General features: G+C 71.6%; 21 protein-coding genes. 6 read left to right on the top strand and 15 right to left on the bottom strand.

Annotated elements, in window-relative coordinates; translation table 11 throughout:
• Positions 1–5: 5 nt before the first annotated feature.
• Positions 6–605, bottom strand: a complete 600-nt coding sequence (locus tag E4K62_RS02385; protein WP_135063209.1) for a carboxymuconolactone decarboxylase family protein — start codon at positions 603–605, stop codon at positions 6–8.
• Between the two features lie 43 nt (positions 606–648).
• Positions 649–1,611: a LysR substrate-binding domain-containing protein gene (locus E4K62_RS02380; protein WP_135063207.1), complete on the bottom strand. Its 963-nt coding sequence runs from the start codon at positions 1,609–1,611 to the stop codon at positions 649–651.
• A 109-nt stretch (positions 1,612–1,720) separates the two neighbouring features.
• On the opposite strand from E4K62_RS02380, the gene E4K62_RS02375 reads away from it, so the two are divergent.
• Both E4K62_RS02375 and E4K62_RS02370 read left to right on the top strand, forming a co-directional pair.
• Positions 1,721–3,103, top strand: coding sequence for an aminomethyl transferase family protein (locus tag E4K62_RS02375; RefSeq protein WP_240742789.1), 1,383 nt, complete (start codon positions 1,721–1,723; stop codon positions 3,101–3,103).
• 217 nt (positions 3,104–3,320) lie between these two features.
• The gene (locus E4K62_RS02370) at positions 3,321–3,728 is read left to right on the top strand and encodes an LbetaH domain-containing protein (RefSeq protein WP_135070741.1); all 408 of its coding nucleotides are present in this window, start codon (positions 3,321–3,323) and stop codon (positions 3,726–3,728) included.
• Here E4K62_RS02370 and E4K62_RS02365 read toward each other — a convergent pair whose 3' ends face one another.
• A complete protein-coding gene (locus E4K62_RS02365; protein ID WP_187270411.1) occupies positions 3,729–4,127 on the bottom strand; it encodes a DUF1304 domain-containing protein in 399 nt (132 codons plus the stop codon). It lies immediately after the preceding gene.
• A gap of 35 nt (positions 4,128–4,162) precedes the next feature.
• Between E4K62_RS02365 and E4K62_RS02360 the strand changes: the two genes are divergently transcribed.
• Positions 4,163–4,891 carry a LysR family substrate-binding domain-containing protein gene (locus tag E4K62_RS02360; RefSeq protein WP_135063203.1) on the top strand — a complete coding sequence of 243 codons (729 nt, stop codon included), beginning with the start codon at positions 4,163–4,165 and terminating at the stop codon, positions 4,889–4,891.
• Position 4,892: 1 nt separating this feature from the next.
• On the opposite strand, the gene E4K62_RS02355 is transcribed toward E4K62_RS02360, so the two are convergent.
• Together E4K62_RS02355 and E4K62_RS02350 are read right to left on the bottom strand one after the other, a co-directional pair.
• Entirely contained in the window at positions 4,893–5,882 is a 990-nt protein-coding gene (locus E4K62_RS02355) for an ECF transporter S component (RefSeq protein WP_135063201.1), read from the bottom strand.
• Positions 5,883–6,011: 129 nt separating this feature from the next.
• Positions 6,012–7,739, bottom strand: a complete 1,728-nt coding sequence (locus tag E4K62_RS02350) for a hypothetical protein (RefSeq protein ID WP_135063199.1) — start codon at positions 7,737–7,739, stop codon at positions 6,012–6,014.
• A 238-nt stretch (positions 7,740–7,977) separates the two neighbouring features.
• On the opposite strand from E4K62_RS02350, the gene E4K62_RS02345 reads away from it, so the two are divergent.
• Positions 7,978–9,051, top strand: coding sequence for a hypothetical protein (locus tag E4K62_RS02345; protein ID WP_135063197.1), 1,074 nt, complete (start codon positions 7,978–7,980; stop codon positions 9,049–9,051).
• Between the two features lie 5 nt (positions 9,052–9,056).
• Here E4K62_RS02345 and E4K62_RS02340 read toward each other — a convergent pair whose 3' ends face one another.
• A complete protein-coding gene (locus tag E4K62_RS02340) occupies positions 9,057–9,320 on the bottom strand; it encodes a hypothetical protein (protein ID WP_135063195.1) in 264 nt (87 codons plus the stop codon).
• Positions 9,321–9,372: 52 nt separating this feature from the next.
• On the opposite strand from E4K62_RS02340, the gene E4K62_RS02335 reads away from it, so the two are divergent.
• On the top strand, positions 9,373–10,107 hold the full coding sequence (locus E4K62_RS02335; protein ID WP_240742786.1) for a glutamine amidotransferase-related protein: 735 nt from the start codon (positions 9,373–9,375) through the stop codon (positions 10,105–10,107).
• Between the two features lie 109 nt (positions 10,108–10,216).
• Here the strand turns inward: E4K62_RS02335 and E4K62_RS02330 are convergent, their stop codons facing one another.
• Entirely contained in the window at positions 10,217–11,035 is an 819-nt protein-coding gene (locus E4K62_RS02330) for a tryptophan-rich sensory protein (RefSeq protein ID WP_135063193.1), read from the bottom strand.
• A 154-nt stretch (positions 11,036–11,189) separates the two neighbouring features.
• On the opposite strand from E4K62_RS02330, the gene E4K62_RS02325 reads away from it, so the two are divergent.
• Entirely contained in the window at positions 11,190–11,393 is a 204-nt protein-coding gene (locus tag E4K62_RS02325) for a hypothetical protein (protein WP_135063192.1), read from the top strand.
• Here the strand turns inward: E4K62_RS02325 and treZ are convergent.
• The 8 genes from treZ to E4K62_RS02285 form a co-directional block, all read right to left on the bottom strand.
• Positions 11,390–13,165: a malto-oligosyltrehalose trehalohydrolase gene (treZ, locus tag E4K62_RS02320; RefSeq protein WP_135063190.1), complete on the bottom strand. Its 1,776-nt coding sequence runs from the start codon at positions 13,163–13,165 to the stop codon at positions 11,390–11,392. The two genes, E4K62_RS02325 and treZ, sit on opposite strands and share 4 nt — an antisense overlap.
• The gene (gene treY, locus E4K62_RS02315; RefSeq protein ID WP_135063188.1) at positions 13,162–15,642 is read right to left on the bottom strand and encodes a malto-oligosyltrehalose synthase; all 2,481 of its coding nucleotides are present in this window, start codon (positions 15,640–15,642) and stop codon (positions 13,162–13,164) included. The genes treZ and treY overlap by 4 nt, the downstream gene beginning before the upstream one ends.
• Positions 15,639–17,846: a glycogen debranching protein GlgX gene (glgX, locus tag E4K62_RS02310; protein ID WP_135063186.1), complete on the bottom strand. Its 2,208-nt coding sequence runs from the start codon at positions 17,844–17,846 to the stop codon at positions 15,639–15,641. Before glgX ends, treY begins: the two co-directional genes overlap by 4 nt.
• Before the next feature lie 61 nt (positions 17,847–17,907).
• Positions 17,908–18,411, bottom strand: coding sequence for a glutaminase (locus E4K62_RS02305; RefSeq protein ID WP_135063184.1), 504 nt, complete (start codon positions 18,409–18,411; stop codon positions 17,908–17,910).
• A complete protein-coding gene (locus E4K62_RS02300; RefSeq protein WP_135063183.1) occupies positions 18,408–18,950 on the bottom strand; it encodes a hypothetical protein in 543 nt (180 codons plus the stop codon). Before E4K62_RS02300 ends, E4K62_RS02305 begins: the two co-directional genes overlap by 4 nt.
• A gap of 4 nt (positions 18,951–18,954) precedes the next feature.
• A complete protein-coding gene (locus E4K62_RS02295; RefSeq protein WP_135063181.1) occupies positions 18,955–19,839 on the bottom strand; it encodes a TerC family protein in 885 nt (294 codons plus the stop codon).
• Between the two features lie 53 nt (positions 19,840–19,892).
• Complete coding sequence (locus E4K62_RS02290) at positions 19,893–20,741, bottom strand: transposase (protein WP_135063179.1); 849 nt, start codon at positions 20,739–20,741, stop codon at positions 19,893–19,895.
• Between the two features lie 19 nt (positions 20,742–20,760).
• Positions 20,761–21,432, bottom strand: coding sequence for a GTP pyrophosphokinase (locus E4K62_RS02285; RefSeq protein ID WP_135063177.1), 672 nt, complete (start codon positions 21,430–21,432; stop codon positions 20,761–20,763).
• Between the last annotated feature and the right edge of the window lie 10 nt (positions 21,433–21,442).

The following is a 21,442-nucleotide window of genomic DNA, read 5'->3' as shown; positions in this document are numbered from 1 at the left end:
CCGGGTCAGGGAAAGATCGCGCCATCACTGAGCGGGTTGGGCGGCTCGAAGGTCGCCAGAGCCACGGCCAGCATGGCGTAGTAGCCGGTCAGCCACACCACCTCGGCGAGCGTCCGTTCGCCCAGCGACGCCACCGCCGCGGCGTACTCGGCATCGTCCAGCGACCGGTGCCGAAGCAGCGACCCGACGACGTCGAGCGCTGCCGCGGTGAGCGGGGGGAGCTCCTCCGGCGCCCGCCCGTCCCGGAGCGCGGCGAGCTGGTCCTCCGTGAGCCCCGCCCGGCCCGCCGGCGCCGAGTGGGCGAACCACTCGAACTCGCAGCGGTGGTGCGCGGCGACCAGCAGGATGGCGGCTTCCCGCGTGAGTGGGTCCAGCCCGGCGGAGAACCGCAGGGCGGCACCGAGCTGCTGCACGGCGTCGCCCACCTCCGGGGCCAGCGCCATCACCGCGAAGGGGCCGAGCAGCGATCCATCCGGCGCCGTCACCGGGACGGACTGCGACGCCCTCGGTCCCCCCACGATCCGCGCGTAGAGTCCGCTCTGCTCGGGGTCGAGCTCCTCCGGGCTGCGCAGCGGCAGCCGGCGTCCCTCCTGGCCTGCGGGCATGCGTGCCTCCTCGGGCACGAGTATGGCAGGCGGCGCACGCAGGCTACGCGCGCCCTGCCCGGCCCTCCGGTGCGGAGGCCGCGATCGACTCACGCCCTTCGCGGGCACCCGAGGTCGACACCAGCATGTCGAACAGCGCCGCGTAGCGCGCCGTGCGGGGCGCGCCGGCCGGACGCGCGAGGCCCACGAGAGACGGCGGCACGCGATCGAGCAGCGTCAGTCGACGCACGTCATGCCCGTCGTAGGTGCGGTCGGCGGAGGCCCGCTGGAACATCACGGCGTAGCCGAGGCCGCGCCCGACCAGGCACCTCACCAGTTCATAGTTCCCGGAGACATGACCGACGCGCGGCTCGAGGCCGAGGAGATGGAAGATGCGCTCCGTGTTGGTCCGGGTCGGGTTCACGTCGAGTGCGATGAGCGGCTCGTCGGCCAGCTCGGCCAGGCGCACGCCCTTCCGGCCGGCGAGACGATGATCCGCGGCCACGAGGACGTGCGGCCGGTAGTTGCGGACGGGGTCGAAGGCCAGCTGGGGCGACACGTCGACGCGGTACAGCAGCGCGACATCGATGCGACCGCGCAGGAGCAGTTCGTCGAGGGACGCGGCATCCGCCTCGACGAAGTCCAGCTGCACGTCCGGATGCTCCCGGCCGAAGTGCTCCAGGATCGCCGGCAGGAAGTACGGGGTCAGCGTCGAGAAGCAGCCCACCGACAGGCGGCCGCTCAACGACCCGGCGGCCCGCGAGGCCTCGGCTCCCAGAAGTTCGGCGCCGGAGAGGACGCGGCGGGCGTGGGCCAGCATCCGCGACCCCTCACCGGTGAGGGTCATGCCGCGTCCCTTGCGCCGCACGAACAGCTGCACCCCGAGGTGGCGCTCCAGCTCGTCGATGGCCAGCGCGAGGCCAGCCGCGCTCACGCGGGATCGCTCGGCGGCGGCGGCGAGGGAGCCCTCGCCGGCGACAGCCTCGAAGTACTCCAGCTGACGCAGGGTGAAGGGGATGGACGGCACTGACCAGCATTCCTGTGGTGGGACGTGAAATAAACATGTTTTACCTGCGGCCTGGTCCGTGTCAACAATGGCGGGACGGTCGTACGGCCACGTTCAAGGAGGAACCGAAGTGCCCAACAATCTCGAAGAAGCCATCGCCGCCGCCGGCAGCCCGGTCAAACTGCTGTGGGAGTCCCAGACGCCGCCGGCCGTGGTGCCCCGCGTCGTCCAGGAATTCCGCAACTGGCGGGACGAGCAGCTCGCCTGGCGCCGCACCGCGGTGCTGTTCGACCAGTCGCACCACATGGCGGATCTGAACATCAAGGGTCCCGACGCGCTGAAGCTCATCCGCGACCTCGCCGTCAACAGCGTCGAGAACTTCCCCGTCGACATGGCCAAGCAGTTCGTCGCCGTCAACCACGACGGCTACGTGATCGGCGACAACATCCTCTTCCACCTCGACGACGACGAGTACCAGGCGGTGGGCATCCCGCCGTCGATCAACTGGCTGCACTACCACGCCGTGACCGGAGGGTACGACGTGGAGATCTGGCGCGATGACAACTCCCTCGTCCGCCAGGGCGACCCTGTCGTCTACCGCTACCAGGTGCAGGGCCCCGGCGCCCTGGACGTCATCGAACGGGCGACGGGGGCGCAGCCGCCCAAGCTGCGCTTCTTCGGCATGACCCGGTTCACGATCGGCGGGAAGGAGGTCCGCGCGCTTCGCCACGGGATGGCGGGCGAGCCCGGGTTCGAGATGTGGGGACCGTGGGAGGACCACGAGGCGGTCCACTCCGCCCTCCTGGAGGCCGGCAAGGAGTTCGACCTCGTGGAAGTCGGCGGGCGCGCGTACCACACCAACGCTCTGGAGTCCGGGTGGCTCCCCCGGCCACTGCCGGCCATCTACACCGACGAGCGCCTCGCCGACTACCGCCGCTGGCTGACGGCGAACGCGTACGAGACCATCTCCCCGCTGGGCGGGAGCTTCTACTCCCCCGACATCCAGGACTACTACGTCACGCCGGAAGAACTGGACTACGGCCGCATCGTCGCGTTCGACCACGACTTCATCGGCCGCGAAGCACTGGAGCGGCGAGCCGCGGAAGGGTCCGACTCCGCGCGGCGGAAGGTGACGCTCGTATGGAACGGCGACGACGTCGAGAAGGCCGTCGGCTCGATGTTCCACGAGGGCCCGGGCGCGAAATACTTCAACCTCCCGATGGCGCTGTACGACACCTTCCACTTCGATCGCGTCGAAGCCGACGGCCGGGTCGTGGGACTGTCGACCTGGACCGGATACTCCGCCAACGAGCGCGCCATCCTCTCCCTCGCCGTCGTGGAACCCGAGTTCGCCGAGCCGGGGACCGAGGTCGAGGTCGTGTGGGGTGAGGACACACCGTCCTCCAAGCTGCAGGTCGAAGACCACGTGCAGGTCAAGATCCGCGCGACCGTGCAGCCCGCTCCGCTCACGGAGAAGGCCCGGACGACGTACCGCGCGAGCGTGCCCGCCTGAGCCGTACGCAGCGCCTCCGCCCGCGCGTGCCGGTCGATCCGGCACGCGCGGGCGTCGTTGTCAAGTCTCTGACGAGATCGATGCCTACGGGAGATCCTCGTGTTCGGACCCGTACCGTCGCGGACGCCCCGCGCGACGGATCATGCGCGGGAATGAATTCCGGCGGCCGACCGTTGGGTATTCATGACGGTGCCGAATGGCGCTGCCGGAGGAGATCGTGGGTAAGAACTACATCGACATCGAGAACGACCGGGGCGAGACGCTGCGTTACCGCAAGCACGTGAACGGTCGCGGCCTCATCGCGCACGGGGCCAAGGTGCACCCGAGCGCGCTCGTGGAAGCGGGGGCGTATGTCGAACCGGGAGCATTGATCGCCGAGGGCGCCCAGATCGGGCGTGGCGCGTGGGTCGAATCCGACGCCGTCATCGGTCCCCAGGCTCGCATCGCGCCGCACGCGCACATCGGATCGGGCGCCGCGGTGGGTGCCGGCGCGAAGATCGGGGTACGGGCGCACATCGGCACGCAGGCTCGCGTCGCGGTGGGTTCGCTCATCGGTGACGACGAGAGCATCGCCGACGGCGAGACCGTGGCCACGGACCGGCGGGGCCTGCGCCTGGCCGCCTGATCAGGCGAACAGGAACAGCACGAACGCCGCCAGCGGCAGCACGCCCTGCGTGGCGGCTGCTGCCAGATAGCGCCGGCCCGTCGTGATCAGCACGAACGCCGCGCCGGCCATGCAGCCGAGGCTGAAGAGGGCGAGCGTGCGCCCGGCGACGTCGGCGACGGTCCCTGGACCGCCGGCCCAGAACAGTGCCAGCCCGAGCGCCGCCCCCACGGCGAGGAACAGGTTGTAGAAACCCTGGTTGTAGGCCATCGGACGCACCGTGTCCGCCGCGTGCTGGTCGGCGATCCCGAACCGGCGCCAGACCCGTGGAGCCCTCCACCGGATGCTCTCGAGCACGAAGATGTACACGTGGACCAGGGCTGCCAACGCGCCCAGCGCCGTCGCGAGGATCGCCACCATGGGCTCGAACCTAGCGCGCCGGATACGCTGGCAGCATGGCGAGAAGCGGCGGGTCGAACTCTTCCCGCCCCGCGCGGAAGAGCGGCCGTCCCGCGCCGCGCGGCCGGTCTGCGCCCCGCGGCGCCGGCGCATCCCCGCCCCGCCCTGCCCGTGAGCGCGCCCCTCGCCCGGAGGCGCGCACCTTCCGCCTCGGCGTCGTGCCCGGAGCGACACCGGGAAAGTGGATCGCCGCGTGGCGCGAACGGGTGCCGGCGGTCACCCTGGAGCTCGTCCCGCTGACCGTCGCCGAGCAGCACACCGCACTGACCGAGGGGACGGTGGATGCGGCACTCGTGCGCCTGCCGCTGGAGGATGACCGACTGCACGTCATCCCCCTCTACACCGAGGTTCCCGTCGCCGTCGTGGCGGCGGAGTCGCACCTGACCGCCGCCGAGGAGCTGGCGGTCGCAGACCTCGCCGGAGAGGTCGTCATCGTGCCGCGGGACGACGTCCTCCGCCCGGTCGTCCCCGGCGGGGTCGCACCGGCCTTCGACCCGCCCGGGACCACAGCCGACGCCGTCGCGACGGTCGCAGCCGGCGTCGGGATCGTCATCGTGCCCATGTCGCTGGCCCGGCTGCACGCCCGACGGGATGTGGCCCACCGGCCGCTCACCGACGGACCGCCCTCGACGATGGCCCTCGCCTGGCTGCGCGAAGGCGACACCCCCGACGTGCAGGCCTTCGTCGGCATCGTGCGCGGTCGCACGCCGAAATCGTCCCGCTGACTCAGGCGGTCATCCGGGTCCGGTGGGCGGGCGATCCCACGCCGCCCGGCACGAGAAGCGGGGGCTGGGGCTCGCGCAGGCGGAACGGGCCGAGCAGGCGCGCGCAGGCGAGGGCGAGGAACCCGGCGATGACCTTGTCACCGACGGAGACGGGCAGGATGGCGGAGAAGGCCGCCGCCCACAGGCCCTCGGCGTCGCGCATCGCGGCGATGACGGCGTCGCTCAGATGACCGCCGTTGCCGTCGTAGAGGACGTTCACCGGCACGGCCACGAGCGTGCACGCGAAGGCGACCGCGACGTTGAGCACGACGAAGCGCGGGATCGTGCGGGCCAAACGGCGGATGCCGTAGCCCCACACCACCGCGCCGGTGACGTTCACGACGGCGAACAGCACGTTCTCCGGGCCCAGGATGATGCCGCCCAGCACGTTGGTCGTCACGCCGACGAGGGCGCCGTACCAGGGCCCGAGCGCGAACGCCGCCGTCGCGGTGCCGATCATGTCGAGGAATATGGGCAGGTCCCAGCGGCGGACCACCGCTGCTCCGAAGAGGTTCAGCCCGGTGCATCCGACCAGCACCGCCACCAGAAGCGCGACCCGCAGGGCACCCTCTCCCGGGCCGTGGACGGCAGGTGCGACCGGCGTGGGTGCGGGAGCCGGGGCGGCGGAGACGTCCGCGGTGAGGCTCCCCCGTGCGTCCAGGCTCCGCTGGCGCCACTGCGCCGCCGACTGCTCGTCCTCGCCGAGGGCGAGCGCGACCTCGCGCACCAGGTCGGCGTTCACGCGCCGCCGGCCCGGGCGGAAGACGTCGAAGACGGTGGAGCGGGCGATGCGGGCGGCGCCCGCACTCATGCCCTCGGATTCGCGGCGGGCGGCGATGCGGGCGGCGATCTCGGCGTACGAGATGTCGCCGGCCTCCCTCCGCAGTCGCTGCAGATCGGCGGCGAGGACATCGAACGACACTTCCGGCTCGGTCGCCCCCTCATTCGGCATCGCCGCCACGTTCGCCCCGCTTCCGCCTGCCCCCCGGCTCCGGCAGACCCGATGCTACCGGGGGTGACGGCGGCCGACCCGACCGCGCCGGTCGCACGCGGGTGACCGCGAGAGGGCGAGCGGGGCCGCTCAGCCCCGGAACCAGGTGGGGGCGCCGAATCCCTGCCAGACCCACAGGCGATCCCGGGTGGCGTCATCCCCCTCGAACATCGGGGCCTCCGCGGCGGGCGTGGCGGCGCCCGCCGGGCAGTACATGATGTTGGCGCCCGTCGTCGCCGGGTCGTAGATGAACCCCGCGAAGCACCCCTCCCGCATGCCCTCGAATTCGACCAGCTCGCCGGTCGATGCCCCCGGCAGAGTGATGGCGAAGCAGCTGGAGCCGTCGGCGGCGCACCATGTGCCGTCGATGTCCTCCCAGACCGGGTTGGCTGCGGGCAGATCGACTGCCGCGATCGCCACGTAGTACGGGTCGTCGTCGCCGGCGTAGTCGATGAGCGTGAGCCCCAGCGAGACGACGTCGATCCACTTCAGCGCCGAGAGCGCTTTGCGCAGGGTCTTCGTCCCCTCCGCCGTCCACAGCCGCTCGATCTCCTCGGGCCAGGCCTCCTGCCCCGCCGCGCGGGTGGCCATCTCGTCGATGCCCTTCTGGAAGTCTTCGTCGCCGACCGCCTGCAGACACGCCACGACCCAGCCTGCCCACGCGGTCGTGTCGGACTGCGCCGTCAGGTCCCCCGGGTCGCAGTCCCGCATCGCCAGGATCGTCCCCACGACGGCTCCCATGGAGTCCTCGACCATGCCGATCAGGGCCTTATAGACCACCGACAGCACCGCCTGCTCCGGTGCCGCCTGGGCGAACTGCACGACCGGCTGCCCCCCGAGCGCACGGACCTCCTCCTCGCCCACCGTGAACGACACCTCCGTCGTACCGATCAGCACATCGGCGGGATCGAGGTAGCCGCCCCCGGCGGCCGCGGCGGCGAACAGCTCGCCGAGCGCATCGGCGTCGAGGGCGACCAGATCGTCGCCCACCGTCCACTCCAGATCCGCCGGCACGACATCCTGGGCGAAGCTCACCGCGAAGCCGTAGCCGCGGTTCATCGCGGCCTTCACCAGCACGCGCTCGGGATCGGCGGCGGCGCCCACGCACCTCAGCACGGCGAAGTGGCTCTCGGAGTAACCGGTGAGGATCGAGATGTCGGTGTGCGCGACCCATGCCGGCAACGGGCCGGGCCCGCAGTCGGGCGCCTCGGTCTGGATTCCCAGCAGCAGCCCGCCCTGACGGTAGATCCAGTCGCCGGGTCCCTCCTGGCTCCACCACGTGAGTCCGTCGGCGACCGAATCGCCCACTCCCTCGGCGACCTCCACGATGCCTTCGCCCGCCTCGGCAAATCCTTCGGCCAGATCGGCGAGCACCTCCTGCGGACCCGTGACGACGAGCGTCCACAGCGACAGGTGATCCACCGTCGCCGTGGCCACCGCGCCCTCCATCGTCGTCGGCACGGGCATCCAGTCCTCCGCCGTCTCGTCGAAGTAGGCGAAGGCGCCGGATGCGTCTGCGGGCAGCTCCTGCGGCAGGGTCATCGACAGCGCGACGCCGGATGCGGGGATCTCGCCGTCGGCGGTGATCTCCGCCGGGCGCGCCATGAGGTACTCCCCCGGCGCGAGCTCGAGCGCGGCAGCGACGGCCGGCGCGACGACGGCGTCGTCGTCGGCGCCCGGCGGAGCGGCCACCGTCACCGTGACTCCCTCCGCCTTCGCCGTGATCGAGGCGGCCGGGTCGCTGGGCGCGCACGCGGTGAGACCGGCGACGGCGACGAGCACAATGGTGAGAAGGGCAAGACGCGGCGCGCGAAGCATGGTGGACCTGTCTGTGGACGGATGTGGCGCACCGGGGGTGCTTACAGCCAAAGGCATCGCGACGGTCGACGACGACCACTGGGGCGACTCCGGACAGGCCCGGACACGAGAACGGGTGTCCGGGGGTGTCCGGACATCCGCGGTCGGGGCGGGTCTATGCCGGCGCAGCGCCTAGCGTGGCGCGGGCGGTCATCCGCCGCTCCCCGCGGGAAACACTCGTGCCCACCTCTGGAGAATCATGCGCCGTTCGCTCGTCCTGGTCGCGGCGGCTGCCGCCCTGACCCTCACCGTCAGCGGCTGCGGCGCGGCGGAGCCTCCGCCGGCAGCCGTAGGATCGCTCAGCCTGCAGGACGAGATCGAGCGTCAGGCCGGAATCCGGGTTGAGGAGACGGGGATCTCGAAGGCTCAGGCGATCGAAGAGCTCATCGTCGAGGGCATCCTCGGCGCCTTCCCGCCGGAGGAACTGCTCCAGGCCGGCTACGACGTCGAGGAGGTGTCCCGGATGCTGGGTATCGCGCTGGCGCCGGAGCCGTATCTCGCGGGCGGCACGCGCGAGCGGTGGGAGGATGCCGGCATCGACATCCCCACCGTGCTGTCGGCGCTCGCCGCCGCCACCCGCGGCATGCCGGATTCCGACGCGTTCGCCTGGGTCGTCCGCACGCAGTTCGCCACGCCGGCGGAGGCTTCCGCGGCAGGGCTGTCACCTGCGGCCGGGGCGGGCTGGGGCGAGCCGGCGGTGTGGGCGCGGGAAATGCCCCCGCCCACCGGCCTGGACGTTCGGAGCATCCGGTTCGCCGTCGGCGTGGACGGCAGCCTTCGTGAGGCGACCCTTGTGGTGGACGGCACGTCGGACGAGGCGGTGTCGGCGTGGATGGCGGCGCTGCCGGACGTTCCCGTGACCACGCACACGTCGTCCTCGACCGCCTCCGGCGACACCGAGGTCTGGCTCACGTCGGGCGCGAAGGTGAGTGACGCCTTCGATGGCCTGCCCCCCGCCTGGACTGCGGCCCTGCCCCTGGGCGGTCTGGCATACGGGTGGGCCGGCGTCGAGCATGAGGTGCGCTTCGACGGCGTCCCACCCGCCCTCCCTTCGTTCCACCTCGTTCTGCAGGAATCGAATCGCATCGATGTGTACCGCCAGTGGATCGCGGCGAGCGGCCAATGGACGTTCACCCTCGAGGACGGGCAGGTCTTCCGCGCGGAGAACGCCGACTTCGTCGTGCAGGGGATGCGCGCCACCGACGGCACCGACGAGCTCACGATCACGGCGAAGAGGTGGGACATCCCCGGGCTGGATGGCCTGCGCCCCTGACCGGTTCAGTGCAGGCGGCGGGTCTCATCCAGCAGCACGCCGGGGACCTTGCGAAGGGCGCGGACGAGGATGCGCGCGTCCGGTGCCGCCGCGCCAGGCCGCGCGGTCAGCCAGACGCGCACGGCAGGGGGGAAGGCGGCGGTTCTCCCCGGCGCGACCTCCCCGAGCGCCTCGGCGCGCGCATCCCACCCCCGCCGGTCGGCCTCGGCGACGATCGCGGCGACGGCGGCCGCATCCTCGGCGAGCAGGGAGTGGGGCGCACGGTCCATCGCCCGATTCTCCTCGCACGCCGCCCCCACCGCACCGCCATAGAATCGCGGAGTGCCCCTGCCTCTCCTCTACGTCTGCGTGCGCCCGCAGGAGGAGGCCGCAGCCGCCGAGTACGCGTCGTTCCGCGAAGGGATGCAGCGCGACGAGTCGGGCCTCGCACGCCATGACCTCGTGCGCGCGCCGCTGCCCGACGACGTCTTCGACCGGTACGCGGGCTTCGTCGTCGGCGGCAGCCCGTTCAACCTGACCGATCCCGACGGCGAGAAGACCGACGCCCAGCGGCAGGTCGAATCGGGCCTCGAGGAGATCGCGGCCCAGGCGGCCGCATCCGCCACCACGGCGCTGTTCACGTGCTACGGCATCGGCGTCGTGACACGGATGCTGGGGGGCGAAGTGTCGCGCGCGTTCCCCGAAGACACCGGTCCCGCCGAGATCCGGCTCACCGCCGACGCGGCCGGCGACGCCGTCTTCGGCGGCCTGGCGAGCCCGTTCACGGCGCTCACCGCCCACAAGGAGGGCGCCGCGGCGGTGCCGCCGGGGGCCGTGCTGCTGGCGGAGAACGACGCGTGCCTCGTGCAGGCGTACCGCGTGGGCGACCGGCTGTACGCGACGCAGTTCCACCCCGAGCCGACCACCCGCGCGTTCACGGCGCGCATGGCGATCTACCGCAACGACGGGTACTTCCCGGCGGAGGACTTCGACCGGCTGTCGGCGCGCGTGCTCGCGGCATCCGTCTCCGAGCCCGCGCGTCTCCTGCAGCGCTTCGCCGCCACCGCCTCCGCCTGACGCCGCTCACCGAGGTCGGAGAATCGCACCCAGGTCGGAGCATGCGGGCCGCATCCTCCGACGTCGGCGCGAATCTCCGACGTCGCGAACGGCGGACGGGCGACGGGAGTCAGTCACCCTGGGGGCGCAGCAGGCGCAATCCGGCGACGGCGAGCGGGATGAGCGCGACCGCGGCCGCGACCACGATCGCGGTCACGCCGATGGCGGTGTTCTGCGGCTCCTCGGTCAGGCGCCCGACCGCGAGCCACGCCGCTCCCCAGCCGATCGCGAGGCCCGGCGTCACGCGCCATCCGCTGGCCCACGCCATCGCCAGCCCGATCACGCCCACGACGATCAGGACGGGGATGCCGAAGGCGGCGGGGTTCTCGCCCCACTCCTGCGGCACCGTCTCGGTCAGCCACGCCGTCGTGTTGGCGACGGTGGCGAGGCTCACCCAGCCCAGGTGCAGGCCCGTCACGCCGTCGATGAGCACGGAGTCCACCGCCCCGTCGCGGGGCGTGCGCGTCACGACGGCGACGCGGAAGGTGATGGCCAGCGCGATCAGCAGCAGCACGATCACCACGACCGTCAGCGGCAGCGCCCAGAACTGCGCGGCCACGAGCCACATGCCGTTGATGACCGCCGTCAGAGCGATGAGCCAGCCGAGCGCGCGCTGACGGGGGTTCGCCCGCTGGCCCGGCAGCGCCTGCCACACCGCGTAGGCGATGAGCCCGGCGTAGATCACCGACCAGATCGAGAACGCCGGGCCCGCGGGCGCCAGGTAGGTCGAATCGGAGTCGAGCGATCCGCTCTGCGTGTTCTCGACCGAGGTGCCGCCGAGGAAGCCCGTGCCCAGCAGGGCGGAGATCAGCATGAACGACACCGCCGAGAGCACGACGATCTGACGGACGAGGTCGAGCGGGCGCGCCGGGGTCGTGGTCGTGGTCATGCCCTCGACGGTACGTTTTCCCCTCTTCCGGCCGCGCCGGGTTGACAGCGGCACTTGCGCCGACCTCGGGCGGGCGCAAGAGGGGTGTCTCCCTGGCCGGCACGGGTTAGGGTCGCTGCATCCGATCCCCGCACAGCACGACCGAGGAGCAGTCATGTCGAACGGTTCGCCCGCATCCGACTCCCCCCTGGAGCACGAGCCGGTGGATGAGGACCGGCCCGCCGACCCGGATGAGAGCCTCCTCGGGCCCGTGCCCGAGGACGAACGCCCCGTCGACCCCGCCGATCTCGTCGAGGAGCCGCCCCTCGACGACGAGCGCCGCGTGCGCCTGGACGACGCGGGGGGCGAGGCGGTCTAGAGCGCCGGGCCCGTCACCACGGCCGACTCCGGCGGGATCGTGACGATGCGCGCATCCTCGGTGCCGCTGATCGTCGCTCCGTCGGTGGCCAGCAGCACCACCGCATCCGCTGCCACCGCGCAGTCGGCGGGAGCATCGGTGAGGTTCGCGAACACCGTCAGGTCGCCGCACGCGAGGTGATACGTGCGCCCGTGAGGTCGGTCGTCGACCCGGGCGTCGCGAGCGGACCAGCTCGGGTCGGTCAGCTCGGGGCGCTCCCGCCGCAGCTGCGCCAGGTCGCGGTACAGCTGCAGCAGTCGCCGGTGGTCGCCGTGGGATGCTTCGTCCCAGTCGAGCTTGGACCGCGTGAAGGTGTCGGGATCCTGCGGGTCGGGAACGACCGATTCGTCCCATCCCATCTCCGCGAACTCGGCGATGCGTCCCTTGGCCGTCGCCTCGCCGAGCTCGGGCTCGGGATGGGAGGTGAAGAACTGCCAGGGCGTGGACGCCCCCCACTCCTCCCCCATGAACAGCATCGGCGTGCCCGGCGTCGTGAGGGTCAGCACGGCCGTCACCGCCAGGCGCGAGTACGGCAGGTTCTGCGACAGACGGTCGCCGGTGGCGCGGTTGCCGATCTGGTCGTGGTCCTGCGCGAAGGTCACGAGGCGCCACGCCGGGACCTCGCCGGGGATGCGGCGGCCATGGTCGCGCCCGCGGAACGAGGAGTACGTGCCGTCGTGGAAGAACCCGCTCGTGCTCACCTTGACGAACGCCTGCGCGTCGGCGAAGTCGGCGTAGTAGCCCACGGTCTCCCCCGACACGGCGACGTGCACGGCGTGGTGCCAGTCATCGCTCCACTGCGCGGTCAGGCCGTAGCCCCCGGCCTCCCGCGGGAGGATGAGGGTGGGGTCGTTCATGTCCGACTCGGCGATCGTCGTGAGCGGCCGCCCGACATGCGCCGACAGCGCGTCGACGGCTTCGGCGAGCTCGCGCAGGATGTGTGTGGGGCGCTCGTCGTGGAGGGCGTGCACGGCGTCCAGCCGCAGCCCGTCGACGTGGTGGTCGCGCAGCCACATGAGGGCGTTGTCGATGATGAAGGACCGCACGGCCTCCTCGTCGAGGTTGACCGAGTCGCCCCACGTGTTGCGGCTGCCGGTGCGCAGGTACGGGCCGAACTCGGGGAGGTAGTTGCCGCTGGGGCCGAGGTGGTTGTAGACGACGTCCTGGATGACGGCGAGCCCGGCTGCGTGCGCGGCGTCGACGAAGCGCTGGTACGCCTCCGGCCCGCCGTAGGCCTCGTGGACGGTGTACCAGAGCACGCCGTCGTATCCCCAGTTCCACACCCCGTTGACGCCGTTGACCGGCAGGAGCTCGACGTGGGTGACGCCGAGCTCGACGAGATGATCGAGGCGGCCGATCGCGGCATCCAGCGTGCCCTCGGGCGTGAAGGTCCCGATGTGCAGTTCGTAGATGAGGCCGCCGGCCAGCTGGCGTCCCGTCCAGGATGCGTCGTTCCACGCGTACCGCGACGGGTCGAACCACGCCGATGCCGCGTGGACGCCGTCGGGCTGGCGGCGCGAGCGGGGGTCTGGTCGGAGCTCGCCGCTGTCGTCGAGGACGAAGCCGTAGCGCTCGCCGTCGGCGAGGTCGACCTCGGCGAACCACCATCCCGCGCCCGGATGCGGACCGCCCGTGCCGCGTCGCAGCGGCACCTCCTCGACGAGGGTCGTGCCGTCGTCGCCGAGTCGCTGCAGTCGCACTCGTTCGGCGCGCGGCGCCCATACCTCGATCATCGCGTTCCTCCTTCGCGCGGGGTGTGCACTGCCGCGTCCTCGGGGACGAGGAGTGCGACGGGATACGTCGACAGCAGGTCGGCCAGCGGGATCACGCCGCCCTCGTACCGTCGCCCGGTGAGGACGTCGACGGCGGGGGTCTCACGCCGCAGCAGCGCCGTGTCGCCCCATCCGCCCCGCCGTGCCAGCCCGAGGGGCAGGCGTGTGGCCACCGCCTGGGCACCGCCGCGGTCGAAGGCGACGGCATGCGCGGATGCCTCGCCCACGACCGTCAGCGGCGTGTAACGCGTGAACAGATCCGGCCGGTCGCGCCGCAGCCGCAGGGTCCGCGAGGTCAGGAGCAGCTTGGCGGCCCCGGTGGCGTCGACGTCGGGGAGCTCCCCGCGGTCGAATCCGGCGTCCAGGTCGGCCAGCATCGCGGCGCGCGCGGGGAAGTCGACCGCGCGGCGGTTGTCGGGGTCCACGAGCGAGAGCTCCCACAGTTCCGACCCCTGGTACACATCCGGCACGCCCGGTCCGGCGAGCTGCAGGAGCTTCTGCGAGAGGCCGTTGACCCACCCGGGCGCGAGGATCTCGCGGACGAACCCGTCGACGAGCTCGGCGGCGTGCCCGGTCGCCGCATCCACGACGGCGTGCATGGCCGACTCGAACGGCTCCACCGGGTCCCACCATCCGGTCGACTCCGCCGCCTCCCGCGCCGCCTTCTCGGCGTACGCGTGCAGGCGGGCGGCGAAGTCGTCGGGCAGGGGGAGCCCGGGCCACGCGCCGACGATCGCCTGCCACAGCAGCGTGTCGAAGGGCCCGTGCCCGGTGGTGGCGACGTGGCGGAACTCCTCCAGCACGCGCGACCAGCGCTCGGGCATCTCCGACAGGACCGTGAGCCGCGCGCGCACGTCTTCGCCGCGCTTGGTGTCGTGTGTGGACAGCGTCGTCATGGCGTGCGGCCACGCCGACTGGCGGGCGGCCTGCGCGGCGTGGAAGCCGGCCACCGGGAGGGCGAACTGCGACGGGTCGCCGCCGACCTCCGTGAGGGAGCCGAGCCGGTTGTACCGGTAGAACGCGGTGTCCTCGACGCCCTTGGCCATGACGGGGCCGGTGGTCTGCTGGAAGCGGCGCGCGACCTCCAGCGACGGGTCGGCGAGGACGGGGACGAGTTCGGCGATCTCGCCGGCGAGGTCGGAGCGGCGACCGGAGGCCTCGGCGGCGGCGGCATCGAGGTGCTCTCGGCCGGCGGGCAGGTAGGACCGGTACACCGGGAAGCACGCCAGCAGCTCGGCGAGGGCGTCCTGCAGTCGCTGCCGGTCGCCCTGCCCGACGGGGGTCGGGAGTCCGCGGATGAGCCGGCGGATCTCGGCGACCTGGATCGTTTCGGCGATCATGCGCTTGGTGTCGTGGATGAGGTCGTGCCACGCGGATGCGGCGGGCAGGCCGGTCTGCGTGCGCAGCCGCGCGTCGAGGGCGTTCAGGCCCTCCTCGCCGACGGGGTCGGTGAGGACACGGCCGTACTCGGCCAGCGCGTCGTACCCCGTGGTGCCGTCCGTGGCCCACCAGGCCGGCAGCGCCTCGCCGTGCTCGAGGATCTTCTCCACCAGCACGTACGCGTCGCCGGTGGCGCCGGCCAGCTGCTCGAGGTAGCCGCCGGGGTCGAGCAGCCCGTCGGGGTGGTCGACCCGCAGACCGTCGGCCAGGCCCTCGCGCAGCCACCGCAGGATCTCGGCGTGGGTGGCCTCGAAGACCTCCGGCCGCTCCACGCGCACGCCGGCCAGCGTCGTCACGGCGAAGAACCGCCGGTAGTTCAGTTCGGCGGCCTCGTCGCGCCAGAACCGCAGCTCGTAGTGCTGTCGCTCGAGCACGGCCCGCACGACCTCGGGGTCGCTCCAGGGCGTCGCCGTCGCCGCCGTCGTGCCGTCCTGCGAGACGGCGACCGGGCCGCCGTCGTCGATCGATCCCGGCGTGAGCGGGAAGACGTGGTCGAAGTAGCGCAGCACGCCGGAGGGGGCATCGGCCGCCGGGGTGGGATCGACCACGAGCTCGCCGGCCGCGAGCACCTCGTCGAGCGACGCGCCCAGCACCGGGACGCACACGCGCCCGCCGCCGTACTCCCAGTCGATGTCGAAGGCGTCGGCGTGCGCCGAGTCGCGCCCCAGGCGCAGCACGTCCCACCACCACGGGTTCTCCCGCGGAGCGGAGATGCCCATGTGGTTGGGCACGATGTCCACGAGGATCCCCAGGCCCGCCGCGCGCGCGGCGTCGGAGAAGCGCGCGAGCCCCTCCGCACCCCCGCGCTCGGGGTCGACGAGCGTGGGATCGACGACGTCGTAGCCGTGGTCCGAGCCAGGCGTCGCGCGCAGCAGCGGCGAGAGGTACGCCCAGGAGACCCCGAGTTCCCGCAGGTAGCCGGTCACCGCGGCCGCCGCATCCAGGTCGAACGCGGCACGCACCTGCAGGCGGTAGGTGGTCAGGGGTCGCGCGGTCATCCCACCTCCGGCTTGGGCGAGGGGGAGGGGACGATGTCGATCGCGCTCGTGTGGAACGTCAGCGACGCAGCGACGGAGTGATCCACCTCCGGCTCGGGCAGGTCGTGCTCGCACAGCACGAGCAGCGACTTCCCCTCCAGTGGCACCACCGCGCCCGGCTCGACAGGCGCCGTGTTGGCCTGCTCCCCCGCCGTGTCCACGAGCACGTCCCACTCCGGGCTGAATTTCACGTCGGGGATGCGGAAGTCCACACGCTCGTCGCCGGCGTTGAAGAGCACGATGAAGTGGCGGTCGGAGATCTGCTCGCCCCGACGGTCGCGCTCGCGGATCCCCTGGCCGTTGAGGAAGACCCCGATCGCGCGGCCGAAGCCGGACTCCCAGTCCTCGGGCTGCATGACCGAGCCGTCCGGCCGCAGCCACACGACATCGGGCATCGGCGCGCCCTCCTCCATCTTCACGGGGCGGCCGTTGAAGAAGCGGCTGCGGCGGAAGGTGGGGTGCTCCTTGCGCAGCCGCGACAGCGCCGCGGTGAACTCCACGAGGGGCTGATCCGCGTTGGCCCAGTCGACCCACGTGATCTCGTTGTCCTGCGCGTACCCGTTGTTGTTCCCGCCCTGGGTGCGGCCCATCTCGTCGCCGTGCAGCAGCATCGGCACGCCCTGGCTGAGCAGGAGCGTGGCGATGAAGTTCCGCTGCTGGCGGGCGCGGGCAGCCAGGACGGCCGGGTCGTCGGTCGGGCCTTCCACGCCCATGTTGTCGGAGCGGTTGTGCGATTCGCCGTCGTTGTTGTCTTCGCCGTTGGCCTCGTTGTGCTTGTCGTTGTACGACACGAGGTCGCGCAGCGTGAAGCCGTCATGGGCGGTGACGAAGTTGATGGATGCCACGGGCCGGCGTCCGGAGTGCTCGTAGAGGTCGGCGGATCCGGTCAGACGCGAGGCGAACTCGCCCAGGGCCTGCGGCTCGCCGCGCCAGAAGTCGCGCACGGTGTCGCGGTACTTGCCGTTCCACTCCGTCCACTGCGGGGGGAAGTTCCCGACCTGGTACCCACCGGGCCCGACGTCCCACGGCTCGGCGATGAGCTTGACCTGCGAGACCACCGGGTCCTGCTGCACGAGCTCGAAGAAGGTGGCCAGCCGGTCGACGTCGTAGAACTCGCGGGCGAGCGTGGAGGCCAGGTCGAAGCGGAAGCCGTCGACGTGCATCTCCAGCACCCAGTACCGCAGCGAGTCCATGATCAGCTGCAGCGCGTGCGGATTGCCTACGTTGAGGCTGTTCCCCGTACCGGTGTAATCGGTGTAGTACCGCTTGTCGTCCTGCTCGAGGCGGTAGTACGCCTCGTTGTCGATGCCGCGCATCGACAGGGTGGGCCCCAGGTGGTTGCCTTCGGCGGTGTGGTTGTAGACCACGTCGAGGATGACCTCGATCCCCGCCGCGTGCAGCGACTTGACCATCGCCTTGAACTCCTGCACCTGCTGGCCGTGCTGGTCCGTGGAGGTGTAGGTGTTCTGCGGAGCGAAGAAGGCGATGGTGTTGTAGCCCCAGTAGTTCGACAGCCCCTTCTCCTGAAGGGTCGAGTCGTTCACGAACTGGTGGACCGGCATGAGCTCGATCGCCGTGACGCCGAGCTTCTGCAGGTGGTCGATGACGGCGGGATGGGCGACGCCGCTGTAGGTGCCCCGCAGTTCCTCCGGCACGTTCGGGTTCAGCTGCGTGAGGCCCTTCACGTGGGCCTCGTAGATGAACGAGTCCGCGTACGGGGTCTTGGGCTGCCGGTCGCCGCTCCAGTCGAAGAAGGGGCTCACGACGACGCCCTTCATCATCGCCGCGGCGGAGTCGTCGTCGTTGCGGGAGTCGGGGTCGCCGAAGTTGTAGCCGAACAGCGACTGCCCCCACTGCACCTGACCGTCGACGGCCTTGGCGTAGGGGTCCAGGAGCAGCTTGTTCGGGTTGAACCGCTGACCGTTCGCCGGGTCGTAGGGGCCGTGCACGCGGTAGCCGTACCGCTGCCCCGGCTGCACGGTGGGGAGATACGCGTGCCACACGTACGCGTCCACGTCCACGAGGTCGACGCGGGTCTCCGAGCCGTCCTCTCCGAAGAGGCAGAGCTCGACGCGTTCGGCCCCTTCACTGAAGAGCGCGAAGTTCGTTCCGTTGCCGTCGAACGTCGCACCGAGGGGATAACTGGATCCTGGCCATACCTGCACGGGGAAACACTACGTGAGCGAGAAATCGGCGCTCGGGAGTTGACCGGCGGCCCTCGCCGCACTATGCGCGCTCGGGCGGGGAGAGCAGGAGCCCGATCCGCTCGTCGAGGTATCGCGACAGCGGCATGTACCCGCCCGCCGCGCTCCACCGCACGACGGGCACCCCCTCCTGCACCGCCAGCGGAACGGTGCCCGCAGCCAGCTCCGCCGGCTCCAGCCGCGTCCAGCCCACGTGCACCGTCTCACCGTCGGCGAATCCGCCCCGGCTGGCGGCGTGCGCGAGACCGGCTCGGGCACGCTGCGACTCGGCCGTGTAGCCGCGGACGGCCTCCGTGCGCGCGCGGACCACGTCACCGGTGGCGAGCACCGCGTCCTCGGTCAGCAGGAGCACCCCCAGGTGCCACGCCGCTCCGGCGGGCACGATCCGCGGGGAACGCGGGATGCCCAGGATGCGGCGGGGCCGCCGCAGCTCGCCGAGACGCTCCCGCGGCGCCCCGTCGAGACGGTTGCGCGCCCGGGCGAGGAGGTCCTCGATTCCGTCTCCGGCGCCCGGCTGCGCGCTCATGCCGCCGCGATGCCGCCGAGGAGGCACCACGCGCCGACGATCACGAAGACCGGGGCGCCCAGGATGGCGCACCAGAAGCTCGGCGCGGCGCGTCGGCGCAGGAGGTAGGCCAGCACCGCGGCGGCCACCAGGAGCACGGCTGCGACGGCGAGGACGCCCTGCCCGAAGAGGACGGCGAGCGGGAAGAAGTGCACCCCGACGACGAGGAGGATGAGGACCGGGATGAGCTCCGGGCGCGCCCGCCGCCGGAGCACGAGCACCCCGACCACGGCGACCACGACCTCGAGCCAGAAGGCCACGACGTACCCGATGAAAGCCGGTGTCCCCGGCTCGATGGCCGTGCCGGTGTCCCACGTCCTGATCGCGGCCGGGATGCCGAAACCCACGAGCGCGAGCCCCGCGGCGCACAGGACCAGCAGTGCGATCCGCCAGCCTCGCGACGGCGGCCGCTCCTGGCCCCATCCGGCCCACACGAACGCCGCCAGCCCGAAGATGACGCCGATCGTGGCGAGGTCGCGCGGGAACTCGGTCGCCGGCATGGGGCTAACCTAGCCCCGCCCGTTCCTCCCGCGCACCCTCTCCTTCGATCGGGCCGCGTGAGAGCCCGACCGCACGGGCGCCGCGCGAGGTGGCCGCCGACACTGCGACCGACTCATCGACGTCGGGGTAGCGGGGCCGCAGCGTCACCGGAGTGCGCCGGCTCTGCGAGCGCTTGGCGCGACGGGCGGAGGCGATGAGGTTCAGCGCCTCCACGAAGACCGCGAACGCCATCGGGCCATAGATGAGCGCCTTGTCGATGTGCAGTCCGAAGCCCTCCGCGATGAGGAACACGCCGATCAGCAGGAGGAAGGACAGTGCCAGCATCTTGACCGTGGGGTGCTTGTTCACGAACGTGAAGATGAACCGCGACGCGAACAGCATGATGCCGAACGAGAGCACGACGGCGGTGATGATGACGATCATGTTGGTCGTCATCCCGACCGCGGTGATGACCGAGTCGAGGGAGAAGACGAGGTCGAGGGCGAGGATCTGCAGGAGCACCGACCCGAAGGTCGCGGTGCCGCCGCCGGAGTCCGCGTGCTCCTCCGCCCCCTCGAGCTTCTGGTGGATCTCGTGGACGGCCTTGTAGACGAGGAACAGGCCGCCCAGGATCAGGATGAAGTCCTTGATCGAGAAGCCCAGGTCGCCGATCTGCAGGATGTCGGCGGTCAGCGTGATGATCCACCCGGCGAGGAAGACCAGGCCCACTCGCAGGACCATCGCGAGGGTCAGGCCGAGATTGCGGGCCCGCGCCTGCTGCGCGACAGGGAGCTTGGAGGCGAGGATCGAGATGAAGATCACGTTGTCGACGCCCAGGACGAGTTCCAGCACGAACAGCGTGAGGAACACGGCGATGAGGTCGGGCGTGATGACGAGGGAGAAGTCCACGCTCCGATGTTAGGGCTCGCTCACACCCTCTCCTGACCGCACGCCGTGTGCCGTCATCCGGCGTCCTCGACCGCCGCTCGCGCCCGCTGCGCCGCCCGGGCCGCCGTCTTCGCCCGATCGCGAGCCTGTGTGTGCTCGTCCTGCAGATCCGTGACCTTCTCGTCCGCGGCATCCGCGTCGCGCTCGATGCGCGCGAGCTCTGCGCGCAGGTCGTCCACCCGCTCGTGGAGCAGATCGGCGCGCTCGCGCGCCTTGGCGAGCTTCCCTTCGATGCGCGCCGCTTCCCGGTCGGCCTCGGATGCGGCGCGGTCGGCGTCGCGCGCCGCTGCCTCTGCGGCTTTCCGTGCACGCCGTGCGGCGAGATCGTCCCGGCCGGGGGCGGGGCGGTCGGGCACTCCGGGAACGGATCCCGCCACCGCGTCGACCAGATCGGCCGCATCGATGCCGTCGGCGTGCACCGTCCGGACGAGCCGGCCGGTGAGGATCGCCGCGCCGGCTGCCGCATCCACGATCGCGGCGTTGATGGTCAGCTCGACCTCCTCCAGGACCGCTCGGCTCAGCGGCGTGCCGGCATCGCGGGCGAGGGCCCCCGCGCGGCGTGCGAGTCCGGCGACGAGGGCGCGCCGCTGCTTGCCCAGCTTCGCCAGCTCGGGCGCGTCCAGCTCGTCCTGCGCCTCGTGCAGGGCTTGCGACAGCTCGAGCGCGTCGGCCAGCTGCCCGTCGCGCACCAGCAGGTTCACCGCCCACGCGGCGACGGAGGGCTTGCGCAGCGCCTTGATCCGCTTCGCCAGCGCGCCGGTGGCCGACGCCGCTCGCTCGTTCCTGGCGGCCGTGAACTCCGCCGGGGGCAGACCGTACAGGGCGTCGGCGGCCGCGTCGAGTTCTGCCACCGCATCCGCCATGCGCCCATTCTGGCCCGCGTCACACGGCGGTGGAGGCAGACCCGCGGACCTGGCGATGCAGCCCCTGCATGCGCGCGTCGAGCTCGGCGGCCGTGTCGGCGGCCGACTTGAGGTTCTCCAGCAGCTCCTCCGGCACGTGCCGGTCGTACTTGTAGTAGATCTTGTGCTCCAGGCTCGCCCAGAAGTCCATCGCGATCGTGCGGAACTGCACCTCGACCGGCACGCCCACCCGCCCGGTGGAGAGGAACACCGGCACCTCGAGCACCGCGTGCAGGCTCTTGTAGCCGTTGGGCTTGGGCTCGGCGATGTAGTCCTTGACCTTCAGCACGGTGATGTCGTCCTGCTGGGTGAGCAGGTCGAACAGCCGATAGGCGTCCTCGACGAAGCTGCACGTGATGCGGATGCCGGCGATGTCCATGAGGGAGGTCCGCAGCGAAGCGAGGTCGGGCTCGAGTCCCTTGCGCCGCACCTTCGCGACGATGCTGTCCGGTGATTTCACGCGGCTGGTGACGTGCTCGATCGGGTTGTAGTCGTGCACCTCCTGGAACTCCTCGCGCAGGATCGAGATCTTCGTCTCGACCTCGGCCAGGCCGAAGCGGTACTCCATGAGAAACCGTTGGAACTCGTCGCGCATCGCCCGGAGGGCCGAACCCGACACGGTGATCTGCTGCTCTTCGAGCGATTCCGGCATGCCCGCGAAT

The organism is Microbacterium wangchenii, assembly GCF_004564355.1.
GTDB classification, from domain to species: domain Bacteria; phylum Actinomycetota; class Actinomycetes; order Actinomycetales; family Microbacteriaceae; genus Microbacterium; species Microbacterium wangchenii.
The sequence above is the reverse complement of the archived record's forward strand: the minus strand, read 5'-3'. Positions and strand labels throughout refer to the sequence as shown.